This window comes from Streptomyces aurantiaciflavus, assembly GCF_049808595.1.
Lineage (GTDB): Bacteria > Actinomycetota > Actinomycetes > Streptomycetales > Streptomycetaceae > Streptomyces.
Genome location: NZ_JBNCAQ010000058.1, coordinates 1 through 19,789 on the forward strand (window position 1 = coordinate 1; position 19,789 = coordinate 19,789).

The window sequence follows — 19,789 nt, forward strand, 5'->3', positions numbered from 1 at the left end:
TCAGTTGCTCGCGTCCACTGTGTTGGTTCTGAAACCACGAACAGCCCCACGTGCCACACGTGGCGCGGCGTTCACAGTTTCATAGTGTTTCGGTGGTTATAGCGTGAGGGAAACGCCCGGTTACATTCCGAACCCGGAAGCTAAGCCTTACAGCGCCGATGGTACTGCAGGGGGGACCCTGTGGGAGAGTAGGACGCCGCCGAACAATCATTGGGAAAGGCCCACACCGTAAGGTGTGGGCCTTTCTGCTTTTCGCAGTCGTTTAGGGTCGAGGCATGCGCTATGACCTGGTTATCTTCGACAACGACGGCGTCCTGGTCGACAGTGAGCCCATCTCCAACCGGCTCCTGGCCGCCTATCTCACCGAGCTCGGGCATCCGACGTCGTACGAGGACTCGATCCGTGACTACATGGGGTCCGCGATGCATCGGATCCATGAGCTGATTCAGGAGCGCACCGGGCAGCGGCTGCCCGACAGCTTCGACGACGTCTTCCACGGGCGTGTGTTCGCCGCGTTCGAGCGGGAGTTGGAGGCGGTTGCCGGCGTCGTGGATGTGCTCGAGAAGCTTGCCGCGGACGGGGTGCCGTACTGCGTGGCGTCGTCCGGGAGCCATGAGCGGATTCGGGTGGGGCATCGGACGACCGGGCTGGACCGGTGGTTCGAGGACTCACGCATCTTCAGTTCGCAGGACGTCGGGAAGGGGAAGCCGGCCCCCGACCTGTTCCTCCACGCGGCCGAACGGATGGGGGTCGGGCCGAGCCGCTGCGTTGTCGTGGAGGACTCTCCGTTGGGCGTGGAGGCCGCTGTCGCTGCCGGGATGGACGTGTACGGGTTCACCAGGATGACGCCTGCCGCCAAGCTGGCGGGCGCCGGCCAACTCTTCGCCGACATGAGCGAGTTGCCGGCTCTGCTCGCCTGACATTTGTCATGCGGAGCTGTGGACGATCGTTTCTACTGGCCGACCCCCGCCGGCGGCGAAGCTGAGGGCATGACGACGAACTCGGTTTCCCAGGGCCAGAACACGAGGACGAACTTCGCGCCGCTGATCGTGGACGTGGCGGTGCCGCTCGGTTCGTACTACCTGTTCAAGGACGGCTTCGGGATGAGCACCTTCGCGGCGCTCGCCTGGAGCAGCGTGGTGCCGGCACTGAGGACCGCGTGGAGCGCGGTCAAGGAGCGGAGGACCAACGCTCTGGCCGGGCTGATCCTCGTGGTCAACATCGTGTCGTTGCTGCTCAGCTTCGTCTCCGGCGATCCACGGCTGATGCTCGCCAAGGACAGCGGGGTCAGCAGCACGGTCGGGATCGCGATCCTGGTCTCCGTGGCGCTCGGGAAGCCGATGATGACCGCGGCCATGAAGCCCTTCCTGGTGAAGGGGAACACCGCCAGGCAGGCCGCCTGGGAGCGGCTGGAGTCGGGTGCCACGGCCCGCGCGGCGGACTTCCGGCGGAGGGAGCGGGTCTTCTCGCTGGTCTGGGGCGTGGTGCTGCTCGGCGAGTGCGTGGCGCGAGTGGTCGGGGCGTACACCGTCCCCGTGGACACCATGGTGTGGCTGGGCGGGGTCGTCATGGCCGTCTCGATCCTGGGCGGCGTCCTGGTCAGCGGTCGTCTCGCGGCCGGGCCGATGGAGGCGATGGTCAGCGCGGAGGCGAAGGACGCGCAGGAGAAGGTGGCCGGGGTCGAGGAGCTCGGGCTCGTCCTCCAGCCCGCGCGGTAAAGCTGAGGGAAATTCATCTTTGGCTTGATCTACCCACGAGTACGCCGGGGCCCTACGCTCGCCGCCATGACAGAAGTGCTGCGGCGCGGTAGGGCCTCGTTGACGTTCAGCTTCTTCGCGCAGGGCGTTGCCTTTGCTCTGCTCGTGACCCGGATTCCGGCCATCCAGGACCGGTACGGGGTCTCCGACGCGCTGCTGCCCGCCTTCCTGGCGGCCGTGCCCATCCTGGCCGGCGTCGGCAGCGTGGCCACCGAGCAACTCGTGAAGCGGATGCCGGCCACTGGGCTGTTGCGCTGGTCCCAGCCGGTCGTGCTGCTGGCGCTGCTGGGGGTCGGGGCGGGGGAGCGGATGGTCGAGCTGGGGATCGCGCTCGCCGTTTTCGGGCTTGCGGTGGGGGCGTTGGACGCCTCGATGAACATGCTCGGGGTGAGTCTGCAGCGGGCGTACCGGCGGAGCATCATGCTCAGTTTCCATGCCGCGTACAGCTTGGGCGGGATCCTGGGCGCCTCGCTGGCGTGGGCGGGGGCGCACTGGCATCTCGCGCTGTGGGTGTCGTATCTGCCGGTGGTACTGGTGTTGCTGCCGGCCGTGCTGGTGGGGAGCCGGTGGTACGTCGGTGCGGACGGCTCTGTCGTGGAGGACCAGGCCGACAGGGGCGCGGGCGCTGCTGGGGGTGTCGTCTTCAAGGCGTTGTTGCCGCTGTGCCTGGTGATGACCTTCGCGTACATCGGGGACTCGACCGTGTCCAACTGGAGTGCGAAGTACCTCCAGGACGTGTTGGGGAGTTCGGAGCAGCTGGCGACCGTTCCGTACAACGTGTACATGGTGACGACGTTGCTCGGGCGGGCCATCGGGGACTTCGGGGTGCGGCGGTTCGGGGCCGTGGTGGTGGTGCGGCTGGGGGCGGTGGTCGCGGCGCTGGGGTTCGCAGTGGTGGCCGTGGCTCCTGGGGCCTGGGTGGGGATGGGTGGCTTCACCTTGCTGGGCGTGGGGTTGTGTGTGCTGGTGCCGCAGACCTTCGCGGCGGCGGGAAGATTGTTCCCTGGGGCTTCGGACGCGGCCGTCGCTCGGCTGAACGTTTTCAACTATGTGGGGTTTTTGATCGGTTCGCCGTTGGTGGGGGCGTTGGGGGACGCGTGGAGCTATCGGGGGGCGATGGTGGTGCCGATGGTGTTGGTGCTGGTCACATTGGTGTACGCCCGGTCGTTCGCTCCTCAACCGGACCGATACGGTGGCGGGCATGAGCGGCCGCGCACAGCTGATGTGGGACGAGGCAGTAACGGGCTATGACTTCGGCCCGGAGCATCCGATGGATCCGGTTCGGCTGGATCTGACCAGGAGGCTGGTCCATGCCCTGGGGCTCGATCGTGAGCTGGACGTCGTGAGTGCCAAGCCGGCCGGGGAGTCGACGCTGCGGCTCGTCCATCGGGCGGACTACGTCGAGGCCGTGAAGGCGGCCTCTGCGGATCCCGGGTCCGCGGATACGTCGTACGGTCTGGGGACGATGGATGATCCGGCCTTCGGCGGGATGCATGAGGTGTCCTCCCTGATCGCCGGGTTGTCGGTGGGGGCCGCGGAGGCTGTGTGGCGGGGGGAGGTGTCGCACGCTGTGAACTTCGCGGGTGGGCTGCATCATGCGATGCCCGGGGGCGCGTCGGGGTTCTGTATTTACAACGACGCGTCGCTGGCGATCGCGCGGTTGTTGGAGCTGGGGGCGGAGCGGGTCGCTTATGTGGATGTCGATGTGCATCACGGGGACGGGGTGCAGGCGGCGTTCTGGGAGGATCCGCGGGTGCTGACGATCTCGTTGCACGAGCATCCTCGGACGTTGTTTCCGCAGACGGGGTGGCCTGAGGAGACGGGGGCGCGGTCTGCGGAGGGCTCGGCGGTGAATGTGGCTCTGCCGGCGGGGACGGGGGACGCGGGGTGGTTGCGGGCGTTTCACGCTGTGGTGCCGGAGTTGATCGCCGACTTCCGGCCGGATGTGTTGGTGACCCAGCATGGGGCCGACACGCACTTTGAGGATCCGTTGGCTCATCTGGCGGTGTCGCTGGATGCGCAGCGGGCTGTGCAGGTGGCTTGTCATGAGTTGGCTCATGAGTACGCCGGGGGGAAGTGGGTCGCGTTGGGTGGGGGCGGGTACGCGGTGGTGGATGTGGTGCCGCGGTCGTGGGCGCATTTGGTGGGGGTGGCGGCGGGGAGGCCGGTGGCGCCGGAGACGGTGATTCCGCAGGGGTGGCGGCAGGAGGTTTTTGCTCGCACTCGGCAGTTGGGGCCGGTGCGGATGACTGATGGGCGGTGGCCTGTGGGGTGGGGGGAGTGGGAGGCGGGGTACGACCCTGCGGATCGGTTGGATCAGGCGGTGTTGGCTACGCGGCGGGCTGTGTTTCCGTTGCGGGGGTTGTTGGCCTAAGGGGTGGGGTGCGGGTTTGAGGGGTTCGCCCCCGCCGCCCCTACCCTTCCCGACCTCCAGGGGCTCCGCCCCTTCGACCCCCACGAGGGGCTCCGCCTGGACCTGGCGGGGCTTGGCCCCTGCACCCCACGGGGCTGCGCCCCGGGACGCCGTGCGGGGCTGCGCCCCTGCGTCCCCTGCGGGGCTGCGCCCCTGCGTCCCCTGCGGGGCTGCCGCCCCGCACCCCGCTTCGGCCCTGAACGGGCCTCGTCCTCAAACGCCGGACGGGCTGGATTGCGCTGGCCGTGCCAAGGAGCTCGGCTCCGGGTGGGCGGGGGTTCGGGATGGCCTGTGGCTCGTCCTCGCACGGGGAGGGCTTGGGTTGCGCTGGCCGGTGGCGACGGGCTCGGCTCCGGGTGGAGGGGGGCGGGATGGCTGTGGCTCGTCCTCGCACGGGGGAGGGGTTGGGTTGCGCTGGCCGGTGCCGAGGGGCTCGTCTCCGGGGGCGGGGGTTCAGTAAGGCCGTGGCTCGTTCTCAGACCGCGCGGATGGGCGAGAAGGGCGGGCCTGAGGTCGGGCAGAGGTGGCAGTACTCGGGGGCCACACGGCTGTCAGGCGCGAGGGCGTCAGGGGTGAGGGCGGTGAGCGGGAGGCTGTCAGGCGCGAGGGCGGTAGGGGCGAGGGCGTCAGGGCGTCAGGGCGTCAGGCGTGAGGGCGGTAGGTGTCAGGGCGTCAGGCGTGAGGGCGTCAGGCGTGAGGGCGGTAGGCGTGAGGGCGGTAGGGGAGACGGGTTGTGGGGTCGGAGTGGGGTTACGCCGACCGTGGTTTGTTTGTTCGTTCTGGGGGCGGTCTGGTTTTCTGTCCGTCACCATCGGGGCCGTGGTGAGTTCCAGGGTTTTGCGGGCCCATCTGTTGGCCGCTCGGCTGGCCGGGGTGGTGGCTACCTCTCGGGAGGAGAGTCTTCGGAGTTATCGGCTGTTCGCTGCTCGGGATCCTCGGGTGTTGATCGGGATTGATCCTGAATGGGGGTGGGGGGTACGGGACTTGGTGGGGTTGATGGCGGACAAGTGTGGGGTTTCAGCCGATCTGCGGAACATTTCCGGGCAGGATGTGATCGATCCTGCGCGGACCCTGGCCGCGCTCGACGCCTTCGCGGAGCGGCTCGCGGCGGTTGCCCAGCGTGGTGCACCCGTGTTGCTGGGAACCGGGCATCCGCATCGGCTGCTCGGCTTCTACGGCGGGCTTGCGGACGCTTTGTCGGCGGCGGGATGTGATGTTCTCACCCCTGCGCAGGGTCGCTGTGTCGACATAACGACCCGGTTCGGACTACGCACGTACAACCTTGACTACGTACGAGGTGTCGCGTTGGTGCGAGAACGCGGGGCCGGGCGCCCCGATTGTGCCACCGGCGTGCACACCCACTCGCCGCTCCCGGTTCGACTGGCGCTCGCGGCGGCCGCGGAGGCCGGCGGGCCGTTGCCGGAGCTGGTGGTCGGAGACCACGGGTGGGTCTGCGGAGCAGGTCAGCTGGGGTTTGAGGCGATTGGGCTGGCCGATACCGACGACCCCGCGCTCTTCGTGGGGGAGGCCGAGGGGTCGGTGGCCGTCGTCGTTCCGGTTGATGACGCTGTGCGGTCTGATTACTACCGCCCGCTTACACGCTACGTACTCAATCAGGCGTGTCTGTCACAGTAGGCCGCCGATGGGTGCACCTCTTCCCCACTCGCATCACCCGCCCCTACATTGGGGAGTGAGCACGCAGCGACGAAGAGTCACCGGAAGGGGAAGCCGGTGGCCGTCGAGTCGAGTGCGGAAGGTTCAGGTGTGTCATGGCTGCTGACCAGAGGCCTCTGAGCGAGGTTCAGTTCCTTACCGTGGCGGAAGTCGCCTCGGTGATGCGAGTGTCCAAGATGACCGTGTACCGGCTGGTGCACAGCGGTCATCTGCCCGCGATCCGGGTGGGGCGGTCCTTCCGCGTCCCGGAGAACGCGGTTCACGAGTACCTCCGCGAGAGCTACGTGGGGGTGGAAACCGCCTGACGGCGAGGGCGCGAGGGATCCGTTCACAGGGCACTTCAGGGTCCCTCCGCCTCCTCGATTACGACCTCAGCGCTCGGACGGGTAGGCTAGCCCCTCGTAGGTCGTATGGGCCCATGGCGCCCAGCACCGAGTGATGAGAAGTGAGCGAGGGTAGTCGTGGGCTCTGTTATCAAGAAGCGGCGCAAGCGGATGGCCAAGAAGAAGCACCGCAAGCTGCTCAAGCGCACGCGCGTTCAGCGTCGTAACAAGAAGTAAGTTCGCGCGACGCGAGCCGCGAAAGCGTGAGGTGGCCCCCCATCGTGTGTCGGTGGGGGGCCACCTCTGTGTCGGGGGAGGCGCAGGGAGGTGGTCCTGTGCGAGTGGCCGGACCAGGTCGGTCCGTGTGGTGGCCGAACCTTGTGCGTGGGACTGGACGAGGGGTGTGGTCGATCTGGTCGTATGACCGGCGCGGCTCGTCACTTCGTGCGTCGGGCGGTCATCACAGCGCAACATCGACCCGCTAAGTTGGCCCTCGGACGGGGAACGCGGCAGGGTAACGAGCAGTGCGACAGCCGAGCGGTACCGGGGCGGAAGGAAGGTGCTGATCTTGGGCAAGGTTGTGCTCGTGACCGGAGTGGCCCGTCAGCTGGGGGGCCGGTTCGTACGACGGATCCAGCGTGACCCGGAGGTCGAGCGGGTGATCGCGGTGGACGCCGTGCGGCCCGAGCATCATCTCGGCGGGGCCGACTTCATCCAGGCCGACATCCGGCAGCCCACCATCGCGCGGGTGCTCGCCGAGACCGGCGCCGACACCGTCGTCCATCTGGACGTGACGGGCACCGCGCTGGGCAGCGGCAGCCGGGTCACGGTCAAGGAGACCAACGTCATCGGCACGATGCAGCTCCTCGGCGCCTGCCAGAAGTCGCCCCGCGTGAAGCGGCTGGTGGTCAAGTCCAGTACGAACGTCTACGGGTCCGCGCCCCGGGATCCGGCCGTGTTCACGGAGACCACGCCGGCCAAGTCGCTGCCCAGCGGCGGGTTCGCCAAGGACGCCGTCGAGGTCGAGGGGTATGTGCGCGGGTTCGCGCGGCGGCGGCCCGATGTCGCCGTGTGCGTGCTGCGGTTCGCCAACATCCTCGGGCCCACCGCCGAGACACCGCTCGCGTCGTACTTCTCGCTGCCGGTGCTGCCGACCGTGTTCGGCTACGACCCCCGGCTGCAGTTCGTGCACGAGGACGACGTCATCGAGGTGCTGCGGATCGGCGCGCACGAGCCGCGGCGGGGCACGCTCAACAGCGGCACCTTCAACATCGCCGGCGACGGCGTCCTGCTGCTGTCGCAGTGCTCGCGGCGGCTCGGGCGGCCCACGGTGCCGCTGCTGCTGCCGGCCGTCACGTGGGCGGGCTCCCTGGTGCGTACGCTGGGAATGACGGACTTCTCACCCGAGCAGATCCGGCTGCTCACGCACGGCCGGGTCGTGGCGACGGACCAGATGCGCGAGACGCTGGGGTTCTCGCCGAGGTACACCACCGCGGAGACCTTCGCGGACTTCGCGCGCAGTCAGGGGCCGGGTCTCCTGCCCCCCGAGGCCCTTGCGGGGGCCGTCGACCGGATCGCCGCGCTGCCCCTCGCGGGCGGCGGCCACTCCCCGACGCAGAGCGCCAACTGAGGAGCGCATCAACGATGGCGGACGCCAAGGTCATTCCGTTCGACGACGACCGGTCCCGCGGGAGCGCCGTGCAGCGGCCGCCGCGGCGCCGGAGCGCGTGGAGCCGGCGCAAGGACGGCGAGCCGGCGCCGGTCCATGAGATCGGCGAGGCCGGTGAGGTCCAGGCTCTGCCCACCAGGGCGGCCTCGCAGGATGATGATCCCGTGACCGGTACGGGTGAGGGACAGCCGCAGCAGCGGGATGACATCGGCGGCCTGGAGCGGCGCATCGCGGGCGGGCTGTCCTTCCTGCGCCGCCGCCTCACGGGCGACTACGAGGTCGACGACTTCGGCTATGACGAGGAGCTCACCGACCAGGTCCTGATGTCCCTGCTGCGGCCGGTGTACGAGAAGTACTTCCGGGTCGAGGTGAAGGGCGTCGAGAACATCCCGGCGGAGGGCGGCGCGCTGATCGTCGCCAACCACTCCGGGACGCTGCCGCTGGACGGCCTGATGATGCAGGTCGCCGTCCACGACCACCACCCGGCGGGTCGTCATCTGCGGCTGCTGGCCGCCGATCTCGTCTTCGTCCTGCCTGTCGTCAACGAGCTCGCGCGCAAGCTCGGGCACACCCTCGCCTGCGCCGAGGACGCCGAACGGCTCCTGGGCCAGGGTGAACTGGTCGGGGTGATGCCGGAGGGCTTCAAGGGCATCGGGAAGCCCTTCAGCGAGCGCTACAAGCTGCAGCGGTTCGGCCGGGGCGGCTTCGTCTCCACGGCGCTGCGACAGGGCGCCCCGATCATCCCCTGCTCGATCGTCGGGGCGGAGGAGATCTACCCGATGATCGGCAACGCCAAGACCTTGGCCCGGGTGCTGGGCTTTCCGTACTTCCCGCTCACGCCGACCTTCCCGTGGCTGGGCCCCCTCGGCGCGATCCCGCTCCCCACGAAGTGGACGATCCAGTTCGGCGAGCCGATCCCGACGGACGGCTATCCGCCGGAGGCGGCGGAGGACCCGATGCTGATGTTCAACCTGACGGATCAGGTCAGGGAACAGATCCAGCACACGCTCTACAAGCTGTTGGTGCAGCGGCGGTCGGTGTTCTTCTAGGCCGATGGGTGTGGGCGCATGGCCGATGCGTACCGGCGCATGCGTACGGCGGTGGGGGCGGGCTCTCTGAGGAGGCCGCCCCCACCGCCGTACGGGCGTTGCTCTAGTCCGCGTCCACGCGGTCGAATCCCAGGCCGGGCAGGAGGCCGGGGAGGAGGGGCGGGAGGGTGACGTCCGGCTGGGTCGTCGGGGGGTTGCTGGTGGACGGGGAGGCGCTGTCGGCGTCCTGGGACGGGTTGAGGAGGCCGCCGGTGCTGCCGCCGAGGAGGCCCTCCTCGCCGGTGCCCGTGGAGGAGGACCTGCTGGGGCTGCCGCTGTCGCCGCCGGTGTGGTCCTCGTCGTCGGAGCCGTAGCCGGTGCTGGGGGCGGGGGAGCGGTCGGTGTCCGAGGCGCCGGTGGACGCCGGGCCGGAGCTCTGCCGGCTGCCGCCGCTTCCGTCCCGGGCCGGGGGCTGCGGGAGGAGGGACTGCAGCGGGGCGACCTCTTGGTCTATGGCGTCGAAGACCGACGACACCTGCTGACTGACGTCTCCGAGCTGCACGGGCAGCTTGTCGCGCAGCGCGCCCCATGCGTCGCGGTGGGAGCGCGAGAAGGCGGACAGGGCCTGGATGGGGCCCAGGGAGTCCGGGTCGCGCTCGTACGCCTCGTGCAGCAGCCGGTGGCCCTCGGAGGCGTCGTGCCGCATGCCGGACAGGGCGCGGCGGATCTCGCCGAGGGACTCGTGGTCGAGGTGGGCGCCGCCGCGGCCGCGCTCCATGAGCCGGCGGGCTTCGCTGAGCCGGGTGGAGGCCTGGTCGAGGTAGGCCTCACCGCGCTCGTCGTCGCCCTCGGCGAGATAGTTGAGCTTGAAGTCCTCGATGCCGCGCTTGAGTCCGTAGAGCGAGTCACCGGGCAGGGCGTCGGAGCTCGCGGCGGCGACTCCGCCGAAGGCGCCCGCGGCGACGCCCACACTGAGGCCGCCCGCGGTCAGGCCCCTGGCGAGCCGTGTGCGCGGTCGGAACTTCCCCAGTCCGGTTGTCCGGTGGGCGCCCCGCCGATGGGAACGCCCGCCCGTCTCCCGCCACCGCCCTTCTGTGGAAGCCGCTTCGCTCCCTCTTTGATCGGGCAGCGCAGGGTCCGCTGTTTCGCCCGCGGTGCCCGCCTGCAGCATGGCCTCCATCGCGGCGACCAACTGGGCGCGCTGGACGACCTTGACCTCGGGGTCGAGCTCCGGCTTGGGCAGCTCGGCGAGACTCGTCGCGAGGGCCAGGAGGCGGCCCTGCTCGGTCTGGTCCGCAGCGGCCGGGGCCGGTGCCGATCCTTCGGACTGCTCGGCCGCCGTGCCCCGGTCGGACTGCTCCTCCAGGGACTGGGCGAAGGCGTTCGCCCGCCGGTGTGCCGATACGTTCGCGATCACTGGCGGCACCTCCTCTCGTCATGACGGTCGACTCCCCGGGGGGTCCTGAGGGTTGCACGCCCTCGACCGCTTCCACCCGATCGGGTGATCGCGTGGCCGGGGCGTGACCACAGGGAGCCTGTATCCCGCACAACGACTGGCGCGGCACTTCGGTTACGGACTGCGGATGACCGGATGGGGAAGTCAACCGACTTTCACGGAACGTGAGTTGAGGTTGCCGAGAGTAGGCGGACTCAGCGGGCGTCGTCCGGCAGGAGGCGGGCGAGGGTGCGGACGGCCCGGTACTGGAGGGTCTTGATGGCACCCTCGTTCTTGCCCATCACGCGCGCGGTCTCGGCGACGGAGAGGCCCTGGAGGAAGCGGAGCGTGACGCACTCCTGCTGCTGCGGGTTGAGACGGCGTACGGCGTCCAGGAGGGCGGCGTTGGAGAGGGACTCGAGGACGGAGTCCTCCGGGGAGCGCTCGACCTCGTTGGCGTCGAGCATCTCGCCGGTGGTCACCTCCAGCCGGAAACGGCTGGACTTGAAGTGGTCGGCGACGAGGTTGCGGGCGATGGTGACGAGCCAGGCGCCGAAGTCACGGCCCTGCCAGGTGAAGGTCCCGATCCGTCGCAGGGCGCGCAGGAACGTCTCACTTGTGAGGTCCTCGGCGGTCGCCTTCCCTCCCACGCGGTAGTAGATGTACCGGTACACGGTGTCGCTGTACTGGTCGTACAGTCGCCCGAAGGCGTCGGCCTCGCCGGCCTGTGCCCGCTCGACGAGGTCCATCATCCGGGCGCTGTCGCTGTCGGCGGCCGGCCGGCGGGCGGTGGCCGCGCCGGCCGCGCCGGCCGCGCGTCCTCGTCTGCCCACGGCGGCGCCGCCGTCGGCCAGTGCGTAGCACGGGCCGAGGGGAGCGGTGGCGGCGAAGGCGGGGACGGCGTGCGCGGTGGGGACGAAGCCGCGCAGCAGGTCCTGGACCGTAGCGACCAGTGTGCGCAGCGTAGCCAGGCCCGAGGTGTCAACCCCGACGTGTGGGTACACGGGACTCCCAGAGGCAGAGCTTCCATCACGTGCAGTACCGGATGATTCACCCGTCGTAGCGACGGAGAGGCACCGGTTTGCGTCTGAGGAGAATAACGCTTCGTACAGGCGCTGCTACACCGAGTTGCTCAAATCGTCGGTTACGTCGCTTCTCTAGCCGGTTGACGCTCGATCGCGTTGCCGAGAGTGAGCGGTTGGTGATCGAAAGAGTCCGAGTTTCCGGTCGCTCCAGGGCGGGTTGTGGCGGTGCGCGGACAAGAGGAATGGGCGGTGAGCTGTGGGGGTACGACGGTGGATTGGCCGTTTTCCCGGCGTGGGTGCGCGGAGTGACGAAGCCGTGGGGTGGGGGCGGTGAGCGTCGGGTGAGCGGTGCCGTGTGCGGCTGTGGCGGGCGGTCGCGTGACCCGGCGTTTCGGGGTGCCGTCGACGCCCTCCCGCGCCGCTCCGGCGGCAGGATCGCGCGCGGCGTGACGCGGGGGCCGGGCGGGGGAGGTGAGCGTCGGGTGAGTGGTGCTGCATGGGGTGATAGGCGGGCGGTGGGGCAGCTCGGTGGTTCGGGGTGCCTGCCGTGCTCGTTCGTGCCGCCCCGGCGGCACGGCTGCCCGGGGCGTGACGGAGTCGTCGGCGGTACGACGGGTTCGCCGTACCGGCGTCAGTGTCATGACCCGCCGTGACCGAGCCGCGGGCCCGGCGTCCCGTGGCGGGGCCGCGCGATCAGGGCCGCCCTCGGTCGCCGAGCCGTCGGTGTCAGCGGCGGCGGCGGTGGAGGGCGATCGCCGCTGCTGTGCCGCCGGCCACCGCGCCCACTCCGGCTGCTGCCGGGATGCCGACCTTCGCCGCCTTGCGGCCGGTGCGGTAGTCGCGGAGGCGCCAGTCGAGGTCGCGGGCGTGTTTGCGGAGTTTGGCGTCGGGGTTGATGGCGTAGGGGTGGCCGACCAGGGAGAGCATCGGGATGTCGTTGTGGGAGTCGCTGTAGGCGGCGCAGCGGGAGAGGTCCAGGCCCTCGGCCGCGGCCAGCGCGCGGACCGCTTCCGCCTTCGCCGGGCCGTGCAGCGGCTCGCCGACCAGCTTGCCCGTGTAGACGCCGTCCACCGACTCCGCCACTGTGCCGAGCGCGCCGGTCAGGCCGAGGCGGCGGGCGATCACCTGGGCGATCTCCACCGGGGCGGCTGTGACCAACCACACCCGCTGGCCCGCGTCCAGATGCGCCTGGGCCAGCGCCCGGGTGCCGGGCCAGATGCGTTCGGCCATGTACTCGTCGTAGATCTCCTCGCCGATCGACTGCAGCTCGGCGACGCGGTGGCCCTTGACGATCGACAGCGCCGAGTCGCGGGCCTCCTGCATGTGTTCGGGGTCCTCGACGCCCGCCAGCCGGAACCACGCCTGCTGCCAGGCGAACCGGACGAGGTCGCGGGTCTCGAAGAACTTGCGCTTGTACAGGCCTCGGCCGAAGTGGAAGAGGGCGGCGCCCTGCATCACCGTGTTGTCGAGGTCGAAGAACGCGGCAGCACGGTCGTCGCCGTGCACGGGGAACTGCGGTTCCTGTTCGGAGACGTCCTTGCGGGCTGCCTCCGCCGAGGCCTCGCCTGCCAACACGCTCCTCGCCGTGGCGGAGCGCCTACGGGGAGTGAGCCATCCGAGAGCGGCCATGGCGTGAGCATAGCCAGTCAGTTCGGTGGTTCCGGAGTCACGAGGTTCGAACGCTGTGAACTCTCCGCGACCGTGTCGTTAAAGAAGTCGTCGGAGGGTGTGGGGAATCGGCGCTCCGCGCGCCGTCGCGGAGCGCGCGAGAATGGCTGGCATGAGTCCCCTCTTTCGCCGGAAGGGCCCCGCCCCGCAGGACCGGCTCGTGACGTTGATCGGCAAGCCCGGCTGCCACCTGTGCGACGACGCGCAGGTGGTGATCGAGAAAGTGTGCGGCGATCTCGGTGTCCCGTGGGAGAGGCGGGACATCACCGAGGATCCCGACCTCCACGACCGGTACTGGGAGCAGATCCCGGTCGTCCTGGTGGACGGACGGCAGCACACCTTCTGGCGCGTGAACGAGGAACGGCTGCGCAAAGAACTCACTGGGAACTGACCGGACAGTCCAAGTGTTCCGAAAAGTCGCTTAGGATCGACGGCGACCAGGTCTCGGGGGCGGGATTCGTGAGGAGAGTGTGCGGTTTTGCCCCCGACAAAGAAGGAGCCCGGGCGTGTCGGCGCCGGTTCCCCGTGGACGCGCCGGGGGCGCGTGACCCCGGTCACGTTGGCCGGGCAAATCGGACACCATCTTTGTGCACGCGTTCACAAAGACATAGCCTGCATTCGACGGGGCGGTCTGGGGACGTATGACCGCCTGCAGCCCCGCTCTACCCGCAGGAGCACCGTGGCAACTGGCCGAACTCACCGACCGGCGACCCGCAGCCGAGGGATTCCCGAGGCCACCGTCGCCCGCCTTCCGCTGTACCTCCGCGCCCTGACCGCACTGTCGGAGCGCTCGGTACCCACGGTCTCCTCCGAGGAGCTCGCGGCCGCGGCGGGGGTCAACTCCGCGAAGCTGCGCAAGGACTTCTCGTACCTGGGCTCCTACGGGACGCGGGGTGTGGGGTACGACGTCGAGTATCTCGTGTACCAGATCTCCCGTGAGCTGGGCCTGACCCAGGACTGGCCGGTTGTGATCGTCGGTATCGGCAACCTCGGCGCGGCGCTGGCCAACTACGGCGGGTTCGCCTCCCGCGGCTTCCGGGTCGCGGCGCTCATCGACGCCGACCCGGCGATGGCCGGGAAGCCGGTCGCCGGGATCCCCGTCCAGCACACGGACGACCTCGAGAAGATCATCACGGACAACGGCGTGTCGATCGGCGTCATCGCGACGCCCGCCGGCGCCGCCCAGCAGGTCTGCGACCGGCTCGTGGCCGCCGGTGTCACCTCCATCCTGAACTTCGCGCCGACCGTGCTGTCCGTCCCGGACGGCGTCGACGTGCGCAAGGTCGACCTCTCCATCGAGCTGCAGATCCTCGCCTTCCACGAGCAGCGCAAGGCCGGCGAGGAGGCCGCGGGCGACACCACGGCGACGACGGCCGTCCCGGCCGCCGCCGTGACCCGCGAGGAGTCCACCGACCAGGGGCCCGACGGGGACGTTCCCGCCGTGATGCCGGCATGAGTCTCCTCGTCGTCGGGCTGAGCCACCGCAGCGCCCCGGTCAGCGTGCTGGAGCGGGCCTCGCTGTCCACGGACGCCCAGTTCAAACTGCTGCAGGACACGGTCGCCGCCGAGCCGGCCGCCGAGGCCGCGGTGCTCGCCACCTGCAACCGCATCGAGCTGTACGCCGACGTGGACAAGTTCCACGCCGGTGTCGCCGAGCTGTCCACGCTGCTCGCCCAGCACAGTGGGGTCGGGCTGGAGGAGCTCACTCCCTATCTCTACGTGCACTACGAGGACCGTGCCGTCCACCACCTGTTCTCGGTGGCCTGCGGCCTGGACTCGATGGTCGTCGGCGAGGGGCAGATCCTCGGGCAGATCAAGGACTCCCTGGCCCGCGCGCAGGAGCTGCACACCGCCGGACGGCTGCTGAACGACCTGTTCCAGCAGGCCCTGCGGGTCGGCAAGCGCGCCCACTCCGAGACCGGCATCGACCGGGCCGGCCAGTCCCTGGTCACCTTCGGCCTGGAGCAGCTGGCCGCGGGCGGGGAGGTGACCGCGTGGGCCCGGGGCAAGCGCGCCCTCGTGATCGGCGCCGGCTCCATGTCCTCGCTGGCCGCGGCCACGCTCGCGCGCGCCGGGGTCGCCGAGGTCGTCGTCGCCAACCGCACCCTCGACCGCGCCGAGCGCCTCGCGCAGATACTCACCGAGGCCGAGGACACCGACGTACTCGCCCGGGCCGTGCCGATGGAGTCGGTGGCGCAGGAGCTGACACGTGCCGACGTTGCCGTCTCCTGTACGGGGGCGACGGGACTCGTCCTCACGGCCGAAGCGGTCGCGACGGCGGTCGAGGGCCGCACCGGAACGCCCGTCGCCTTCACCGAGGACGAGCCGGCCGACACGGACGTACGGCCGCTGCCGCCCACCTCCGTCGGCACCGACGAGGGCTGTCCGCTGGACCTGTCGGCCGTGCAGCAGCCCGGCTTCTCCGTCATGGGGGAGGCCGCCGTGGCCGGCCTGGACGCGGCGACGTTGGAGCAGCACGCGGCCTGGGTCGCGGGCGCCGGCGTCGACCGCCGCGAGGCCGCCCGCCGGCCCGAGGCCGACGCCGAGCTGATCACCGCGCTCGCCGCGACCGTCGCCACCGTCGGCCGCATCCCCGAACTGCGCAGGCCCGAGCCGGTCGCCGTGCCCGTACGGCCGGAGCCGGTGCTGTTCCTGCTGGACCTCGCGATGCCGCGGGACGTCGACGCGGCCGCGCACCGGCTCGCCGGGGTGCGCCTCGTGGACATCGAGTCGCTCGCCGAGGCCTCCGCGGACGCGCCGATGGCGGCGGACGTCGACCAGGTGCGGCGGATCGTCTCCGACGAGGTCGCCGCGTTCGGCGCCGCGCAGCGGGCCGCGCACATCACGCCGACCGTGGTCGCGCTGCGTGCCATGGCCGCCGATGTCGTCGCCGGCGAGATCGCCCGGCTCCACGGGCGGCTGCCCGGCCTGGACGACAAGCACCGCGCCGAGATCACCCAGACCGTGCGGCGCGTCGTGGACAAGCTGCTGCACGCGCCGACCGTACGGGTCAAGCAGCTCGCGGCCGAGCCCGGCGGCGCCGGGTACGCGGACGCGCTGCGCACCCTGTTCGACCTCGACCAGGAGACGGTGGCCTCCGTCTCCCGCGCCGAGGACAGCACCGAGAAGAACCGAGGGCCACGATGACAGGGAAGGCACTGAGGCTCGGGACCAGGCGGAGCAAGCTCGCCATGGCCCAGTCCGGGCAGGTGGCACAAGCCGTGAGCCAGGTGACCGGCCGGCCCGTCGAGCTCGTCGAGATCACCACGTACGGCGATGTCTCCCGCGAGCACCTCGCGCAGATCGGCGGCACCGGTGTGTTCGTCACCGCGCTGCGGGACGCGCTGCTCAGGGGCGAGGTCGACTTCGCGGTTCACTCGCTGAAGGACCTGCCGACCACGCAGCCCGAGGACCTGGTCCTGGCCGCGATACCGGTGCGCGAGGACCCGCGCGACGTGCTCGTCGCCCGGGACGCGCTGAAGTTCACCGACCTGCCCCGCGGGGCGCGCATCGGTACGGGTTCGCCGCGCCGGACGGCGCAGTTGAACGCGTACGCGCGCGGCCACGGGCTGGACATCGAGACCGTTCCGATTCGGGGGAACGTCGATACGCGGATCGGGTTCGTGCGTGACGGTGAGCTGGATGCCGTCGTGCTGGCCGCCGCCGGCCTGAATCGGATGGGTCGCAGTGAGGAAGTGACCGACTTCCTGTCGGTCGACACGGTTTTGCCCGCCCCCGGCCAGGGGGCGCTCGCGATCGAGTGCGCTGCGGCCAACGCAGAGCTCGTCGCGGCGCTCGGTGAGCTCGACGACCCGTTCACGCGGGTCGCCGTGACCGCCGAACGGTCCCTGCTCGCCGCCCTGGAGGCCGGCTGCTCCGCCCCTGTGGGCGCGCTGGCCGACAGGCTGGCCGACGGGCAGATTGTCAAGGAAATGCGCCTGCGCGGCGTCGTCGGCACGACCGACGGCACTCGCATGGTGCAGCTGTCCACCACCGGTCCCGTGCCCGAGACGCACGACCGGGCAATGGCGCTCGGTCGCGAACTCGCCGCCGAGATGCTTGCCCAGGGCGCGGCCGGTCTGATGGGGGAGCGAGCACAGTGAGCCCCACCGCCCTTCCTGCCGTCGGTCCTGAACACGGGCACGTCACCTTCCTCGGTGCCGGACCCGGGGATCCGGGACTGCTGACTCTGCGCGCCGTGGAGGCGCTGGCCCACGCGGACGTCCTCGTCGCCGAGCACGATGTGCTCGACGTCGTACGGACGCACGCCAGGCCGGGCGTCGCCGTCGTGAACGCGGACCCGGGTCCTTCGTCGGACCCTGTTCCGGGCACGGGCACGCCTCACCCGACGGTCGTTGACGTCACGTCAACAACTGCTGGGATCCCCGCAGTGCGGGATGCCGCACATCTTGTCATGGAGGCCGCGCGGGGCGGCAGGCGGGTCGTCCGTGCGGTGACCGGGGACCCCGGACTGGATACGTACGCCGCCGAGGAAATGCTCGCGTGCGCGGCGGCCGGCGTTCCGTTCGAGGTCGTTCCCGGTGTCGCGGCGGCGGTCGGTGTGCCCGCGTACGCGGGTGTGCCGCTGCGTGACGCGCAGGGCGCCGACGTCCGGTTCGTGGACGCGCGGACGGCGTCGGACCGGTGCTGGACGGAGGTGGGGGCGTCGGACGGGACGGTGGTCGTGTCCACGACCCTGGACTCCGTCGCCGCCGCCGCCGGGGAGCTGGTGTCGGCCGGGCGCAAGCCCGATACGCCGATGACGGTGACGGTCGCCGGTACGACGACCCGGCAGCGGACGTGGACCGCCACGCTCGGGACCATCGCGCAGACGCTGAAGCAGGCGAAGGTGCTGCCCTCGCCGGAGGCCGGCCGCCCGGTGATAGCCGTGGTCGGTGAGCGTTCCGCCCCCGCCCAGCGTGACCAGCTGGCGTGGTTCGAGTCCAAGCCGCTGTTCGGCTGGAAGGTGCTCGTGCCGCGGACGAAGGAGCAGGCGGCGTCGCTCTCCGACCAACTGCGGTCCTACGGCGCCGTGCCGCACGAGGTGCCGACGATCGCCGTCGAGCCGCCGCGGACGCCCCAGCAGATGGAGCGGGCGGTCAAGGGGCTGGTGACGGGCCGCTACGAGTGGATCGCCTTCACCTCGGTGAACGCGGTCAAGGCGGTGCGGGAGAAGTTCGAGGAGTACGGGCTCGACGCCCGGGCCTTCGCGGGGATCAAGGTCGCCGCGGTGGGGGAGCAGACCGCCAAGGCGCTGATCGCGTTCGGTGTGAAGCCGGACCTGGTGCCCAGTGGGGAGCAGTCGGCGGCGGGGCTGCTGGAGGACTGGCCTCCCTACGACCCGGTCTTCGACCCGATCGACCGTGTCTTTCTGCCCAGGGCCGACATCGCCACCGAGACGCTCGTCGCCGGGCTCATCGAGCTCGGCTGGGAGGTCGACGACGTCACGGCCTACCGGACCGTACGGGCGTCGCCGCCGCCGGCGGAGACCCGTGAGGCGATCAAGGGCGGTGGCTTCGACGCCGTTCTCTTCACGTCGTCGTCCACGGTGCGGAACCTGGTGGGGATCGCCGGGAAGCCGCACAACGTGACCGTGATCGCGTGCATCGGCCCCGCCACGGCGAAGACCGCCGAGGAGCACGGCCTCCGGGTGGATGTCATGGCTCCGGAGCCGTCCGTGCACAAGCTGGCGGAGGCACTGGCCGACTTCGGGCTGCGGCGCCGGGCTGCCGCGCTGGAGGCGGGGGACCCGGTGACCCGGCCGAGCGAGCGGAGGCCGGGGGCTCGGCGGCGCCGGGCCACCTGAGGGGTGGCGGAGCACTCCGTGCCGAGTGCTCCCCTGCGACTTACCTGCGGCCCCGTACCCGTGCACTCGGGTGCGGGGCCGCAGGCGTGTCGGTCATCCGGCGCCGCACGTGATCGTTCGGACATGTCCTGGCACAGCCGCTGGATTCCGGCCAATCCGCCGCGCTGCCCTGCTCTTTGTGTTGCCCGTGTGCCTACAGTGCTGCCGCGCCGCCCCGGGTGGATCCGGACCAGAGAAGCCCCGGGCCGCGCACGACCAGGCACGGGGGACGGCGCGTGGCACGACGGCGGGCACTTCCTCGTGGACTTTCACTCATGGGGGAGCATCTGTGACACCGAACACCGCCAAGTCCGAACCTGCGCCGCCCCGCAGGCGTCGCAGGAGCATGGTCATCGTCGCCGCCGCTGCCGTCGTCGGGTTCGCCAGCCCCCAGGCATTCGCCGTCGTCACCGACAACATCGTCCCGATCGGCGGCTTCGACGCGCACGAGGCGTGCAAGAAGGGAAATCCGTCCGGGGGCCGCGTCTGCCAGACGGACAACGACACCGTCACCATGTACCGACAGGGAAGCCTCAGCAGCGCCCAGAAGTCTCGTGTCGCCGACGTGATCGGCGCGCAGTACCAGCCCACCGACCTGGAACTCAGCTGGGACGGCAGCCCGGATTACGACGGCGGCGCGGAAACCGACTTCGTCTACCAGATCGGCGCGGTCGGCGGGGATGACACCGTGGGACGGGCCTGGTGCGACGATCCCATCGAGAACACCATCAAGTGCGACCAGACGTACATACGCATCGAAAACGGCTACGTCACCAAGAAGCGGATCTGCCACGAGACCGGGCACGCCGTCGGCCTGCTCCACGGAGCGGAAGCCGTGCCCAGGCTGAGCAACACCGACAACCGGCTCGGCTGCATGGAGAAACCGTCTGACGGCGGCACGGAGTCCCTCGGCTCCAACAACCGCGACAACGTCAACTCTGTCTACTAGGAG

General features: G+C 70.3%; 18 protein-coding genes and 1 rRNA gene. 16 read left to right on the forward strand and 3 right to left on the reverse strand.

The window, feature by feature from the left end:
* Window positions 1–88 precede the first annotated feature (88 nt).
* The 10 genes from rrf (at window position 89) to ACPT94_RS40465 (ending at window position 8,885) form a co-directional block, all read left to right on the forward strand.
* A 5S ribosomal RNA gene (gene rrf / locus ACPT94_RS40420) occupies window positions 89–205 on the forward strand.
* Window positions 206–275: 70 nt separating this feature from the next.
* Entirely contained in the window at window positions 276–920 is a 645-nt protein-coding gene (locus ACPT94_RS40425; protein WP_425248028.1) for an HAD family hydrolase, read from the forward strand.
* Between the two features lie 69 nt (window positions 921–989).
* On the forward strand, window positions 990–1,718 hold the full coding sequence (locus tag ACPT94_RS40430) for a VC0807 family protein (RefSeq protein ID WP_425248029.1): 729 nt from the start codon (window positions 990–992) through the stop codon (window positions 1,716–1,718).
* Window positions 1,719–1,784: 66 nt separating this feature from the next.
* Window positions 1,785–3,008, forward strand: a complete 1,224-nt coding sequence (locus ACPT94_RS40435) for an MFS transporter (RefSeq protein ID WP_360352322.1) — start codon at window positions 1,785–1,787, stop codon at window positions 3,006–3,008.
* Window positions 2,959–4,131, forward strand: coding sequence for an acetoin utilization protein AcuC (locus ACPT94_RS40440; RefSeq protein ID WP_425248030.1), 1,173 nt, complete (start codon window positions 2,959–2,961; stop codon window positions 4,129–4,131). The genes ACPT94_RS40435 and ACPT94_RS40440 overlap by 50 nt, the downstream gene beginning before the upstream one ends.
* 858 nt (window positions 4,132–4,989) lie before the next feature.
* Window positions 4,990–5,805, forward strand: a complete 816-nt coding sequence (locus ACPT94_RS40445; RefSeq protein WP_360350771.1) for a phosphatase — start codon at window positions 4,990–4,992, stop codon at window positions 5,803–5,805.
* Between the two features lie 134 nt (window positions 5,806–5,939).
* Window positions 5,940–6,149: a helix-turn-helix domain-containing protein gene (locus ACPT94_RS40450; RefSeq protein ID WP_162655568.1), complete on the forward strand. Its 210-nt coding sequence runs from the start codon at window positions 5,940–5,942 to the stop codon at window positions 6,147–6,149.
* A 156-nt stretch (window positions 6,150–6,305) separates the two neighbouring features.
* Window positions 6,306–6,404 carry a 30S ribosomal protein bS22 gene (locus ACPT94_RS40455; RefSeq protein WP_003948845.1) on the forward strand — a complete coding sequence of 33 codons (99 nt, stop codon included), beginning with the start codon at window positions 6,306–6,308 and terminating at the stop codon, window positions 6,402–6,404.
* A gap of 331 nt (window positions 6,405–6,735) precedes the next feature.
* Window positions 6,736–7,797, forward strand: coding sequence for an NAD-dependent epimerase/dehydratase family protein (locus tag ACPT94_RS40460; RefSeq protein ID WP_425248031.1), 1,062 nt, complete (start codon window positions 6,736–6,738; stop codon window positions 7,795–7,797).
* Between the two features lie 14 nt (window positions 7,798–7,811).
* Window positions 7,812–8,885, forward strand: coding sequence for a lysophospholipid acyltransferase family protein (locus ACPT94_RS40465; RefSeq protein ID WP_425248032.1), 1,074 nt, complete (start codon window positions 7,812–7,814; stop codon window positions 8,883–8,885).
* A gap of 103 nt (window positions 8,886–8,988) precedes the next feature.
* Here the strand turns inward: ACPT94_RS40465 and ACPT94_RS40470 are convergent, their stop codons facing one another.
* From ACPT94_RS40470 to ACPT94_RS40480, 3 genes are all read right to left on the reverse strand, one after another.
* The gene (locus ACPT94_RS40470; RefSeq protein ID WP_425248033.1) at window positions 8,989–10,281 is read right to left on the reverse strand and encodes a DUF5667 domain-containing protein; all 1,293 of its coding nucleotides are present in this window, start codon (window positions 10,279–10,281) and stop codon (window positions 8,989–8,991) included.
* Between the two features lie 233 nt (window positions 10,282–10,514).
* Entirely contained in the window at window positions 10,515–11,303 is a 789-nt protein-coding gene (locus tag ACPT94_RS40475) for an ECF subfamily RNA polymerase sigma factor, BldN family (RefSeq protein WP_425248034.1), read from the reverse strand.
* Between the two features lie 747 nt (window positions 11,304–12,050).
* A complete protein-coding gene (locus ACPT94_RS40480) occupies window positions 12,051–12,953 on the reverse strand; it encodes an HAD family hydrolase (protein ID WP_360350785.1) in 903 nt (300 codons plus the stop codon).
* A gap of 142 nt (window positions 12,954–13,095) precedes the next feature.
* Here ACPT94_RS40480 and ACPT94_RS40485 point away from each other — a divergent pair, with 142 nt between their 5' ends.
* The 6 genes from ACPT94_RS40485 (at window position 13,096) to ACPT94_RS40510 (ending at window position 19,786) form a co-directional block, all read left to right on the forward strand.
* A complete protein-coding gene (locus ACPT94_RS40485) occupies window positions 13,096–13,383 on the forward strand; it encodes a glutaredoxin family protein (protein ID WP_425248035.1) in 288 nt (95 codons plus the stop codon).
* 288 nt (window positions 13,384–13,671) lie between these two features.
* The gene (locus tag ACPT94_RS40490) at window positions 13,672–14,448 is read left to right on the forward strand and encodes a redox-sensing transcriptional repressor Rex (RefSeq protein WP_360350791.1); all 777 of its coding nucleotides are present in this window, start codon (window positions 13,672–13,674) and stop codon (window positions 14,446–14,448) included.
* A complete protein-coding gene (locus ACPT94_RS40495) occupies window positions 14,445–16,139 on the forward strand; it encodes a glutamyl-tRNA reductase (RefSeq protein ID WP_425248036.1) in 1,695 nt (564 codons plus the stop codon). The genes ACPT94_RS40490 and ACPT94_RS40495 overlap by 4 nt, the downstream gene beginning before the upstream one ends.
* The gene (gene hemC, locus ACPT94_RS40500; protein WP_360350795.1) at window positions 16,136–17,095 is read left to right on the forward strand and encodes a hydroxymethylbilane synthase; all 960 of its coding nucleotides are present in this window, start codon (window positions 16,136–16,138) and stop codon (window positions 17,093–17,095) included. Before ACPT94_RS40495 ends, hemC begins: the two co-directional genes overlap by 4 nt.
* Complete coding sequence (locus ACPT94_RS40505; protein WP_360350798.1) at window positions 17,092–18,798, forward strand: bifunctional uroporphyrinogen-III C-methyltransferase/uroporphyrinogen-III synthase; 1,707 nt, start codon at window positions 17,092–17,094, stop codon at window positions 18,796–18,798. The genes hemC and ACPT94_RS40505 overlap by 4 nt, the downstream gene beginning before the upstream one ends.
* A gap of 328 nt (window positions 18,799–19,126) precedes the next feature.
* Window positions 19,127–19,786 carry a hypothetical protein gene (locus ACPT94_RS40510; RefSeq protein WP_360350801.1) on the forward strand — a complete coding sequence of 220 codons (660 nt, stop codon included), beginning with the start codon at window positions 19,127–19,129 and terminating at the stop codon, window positions 19,784–19,786.
* Window positions 19,787–19,789: the final 3 nt, after the last annotated feature.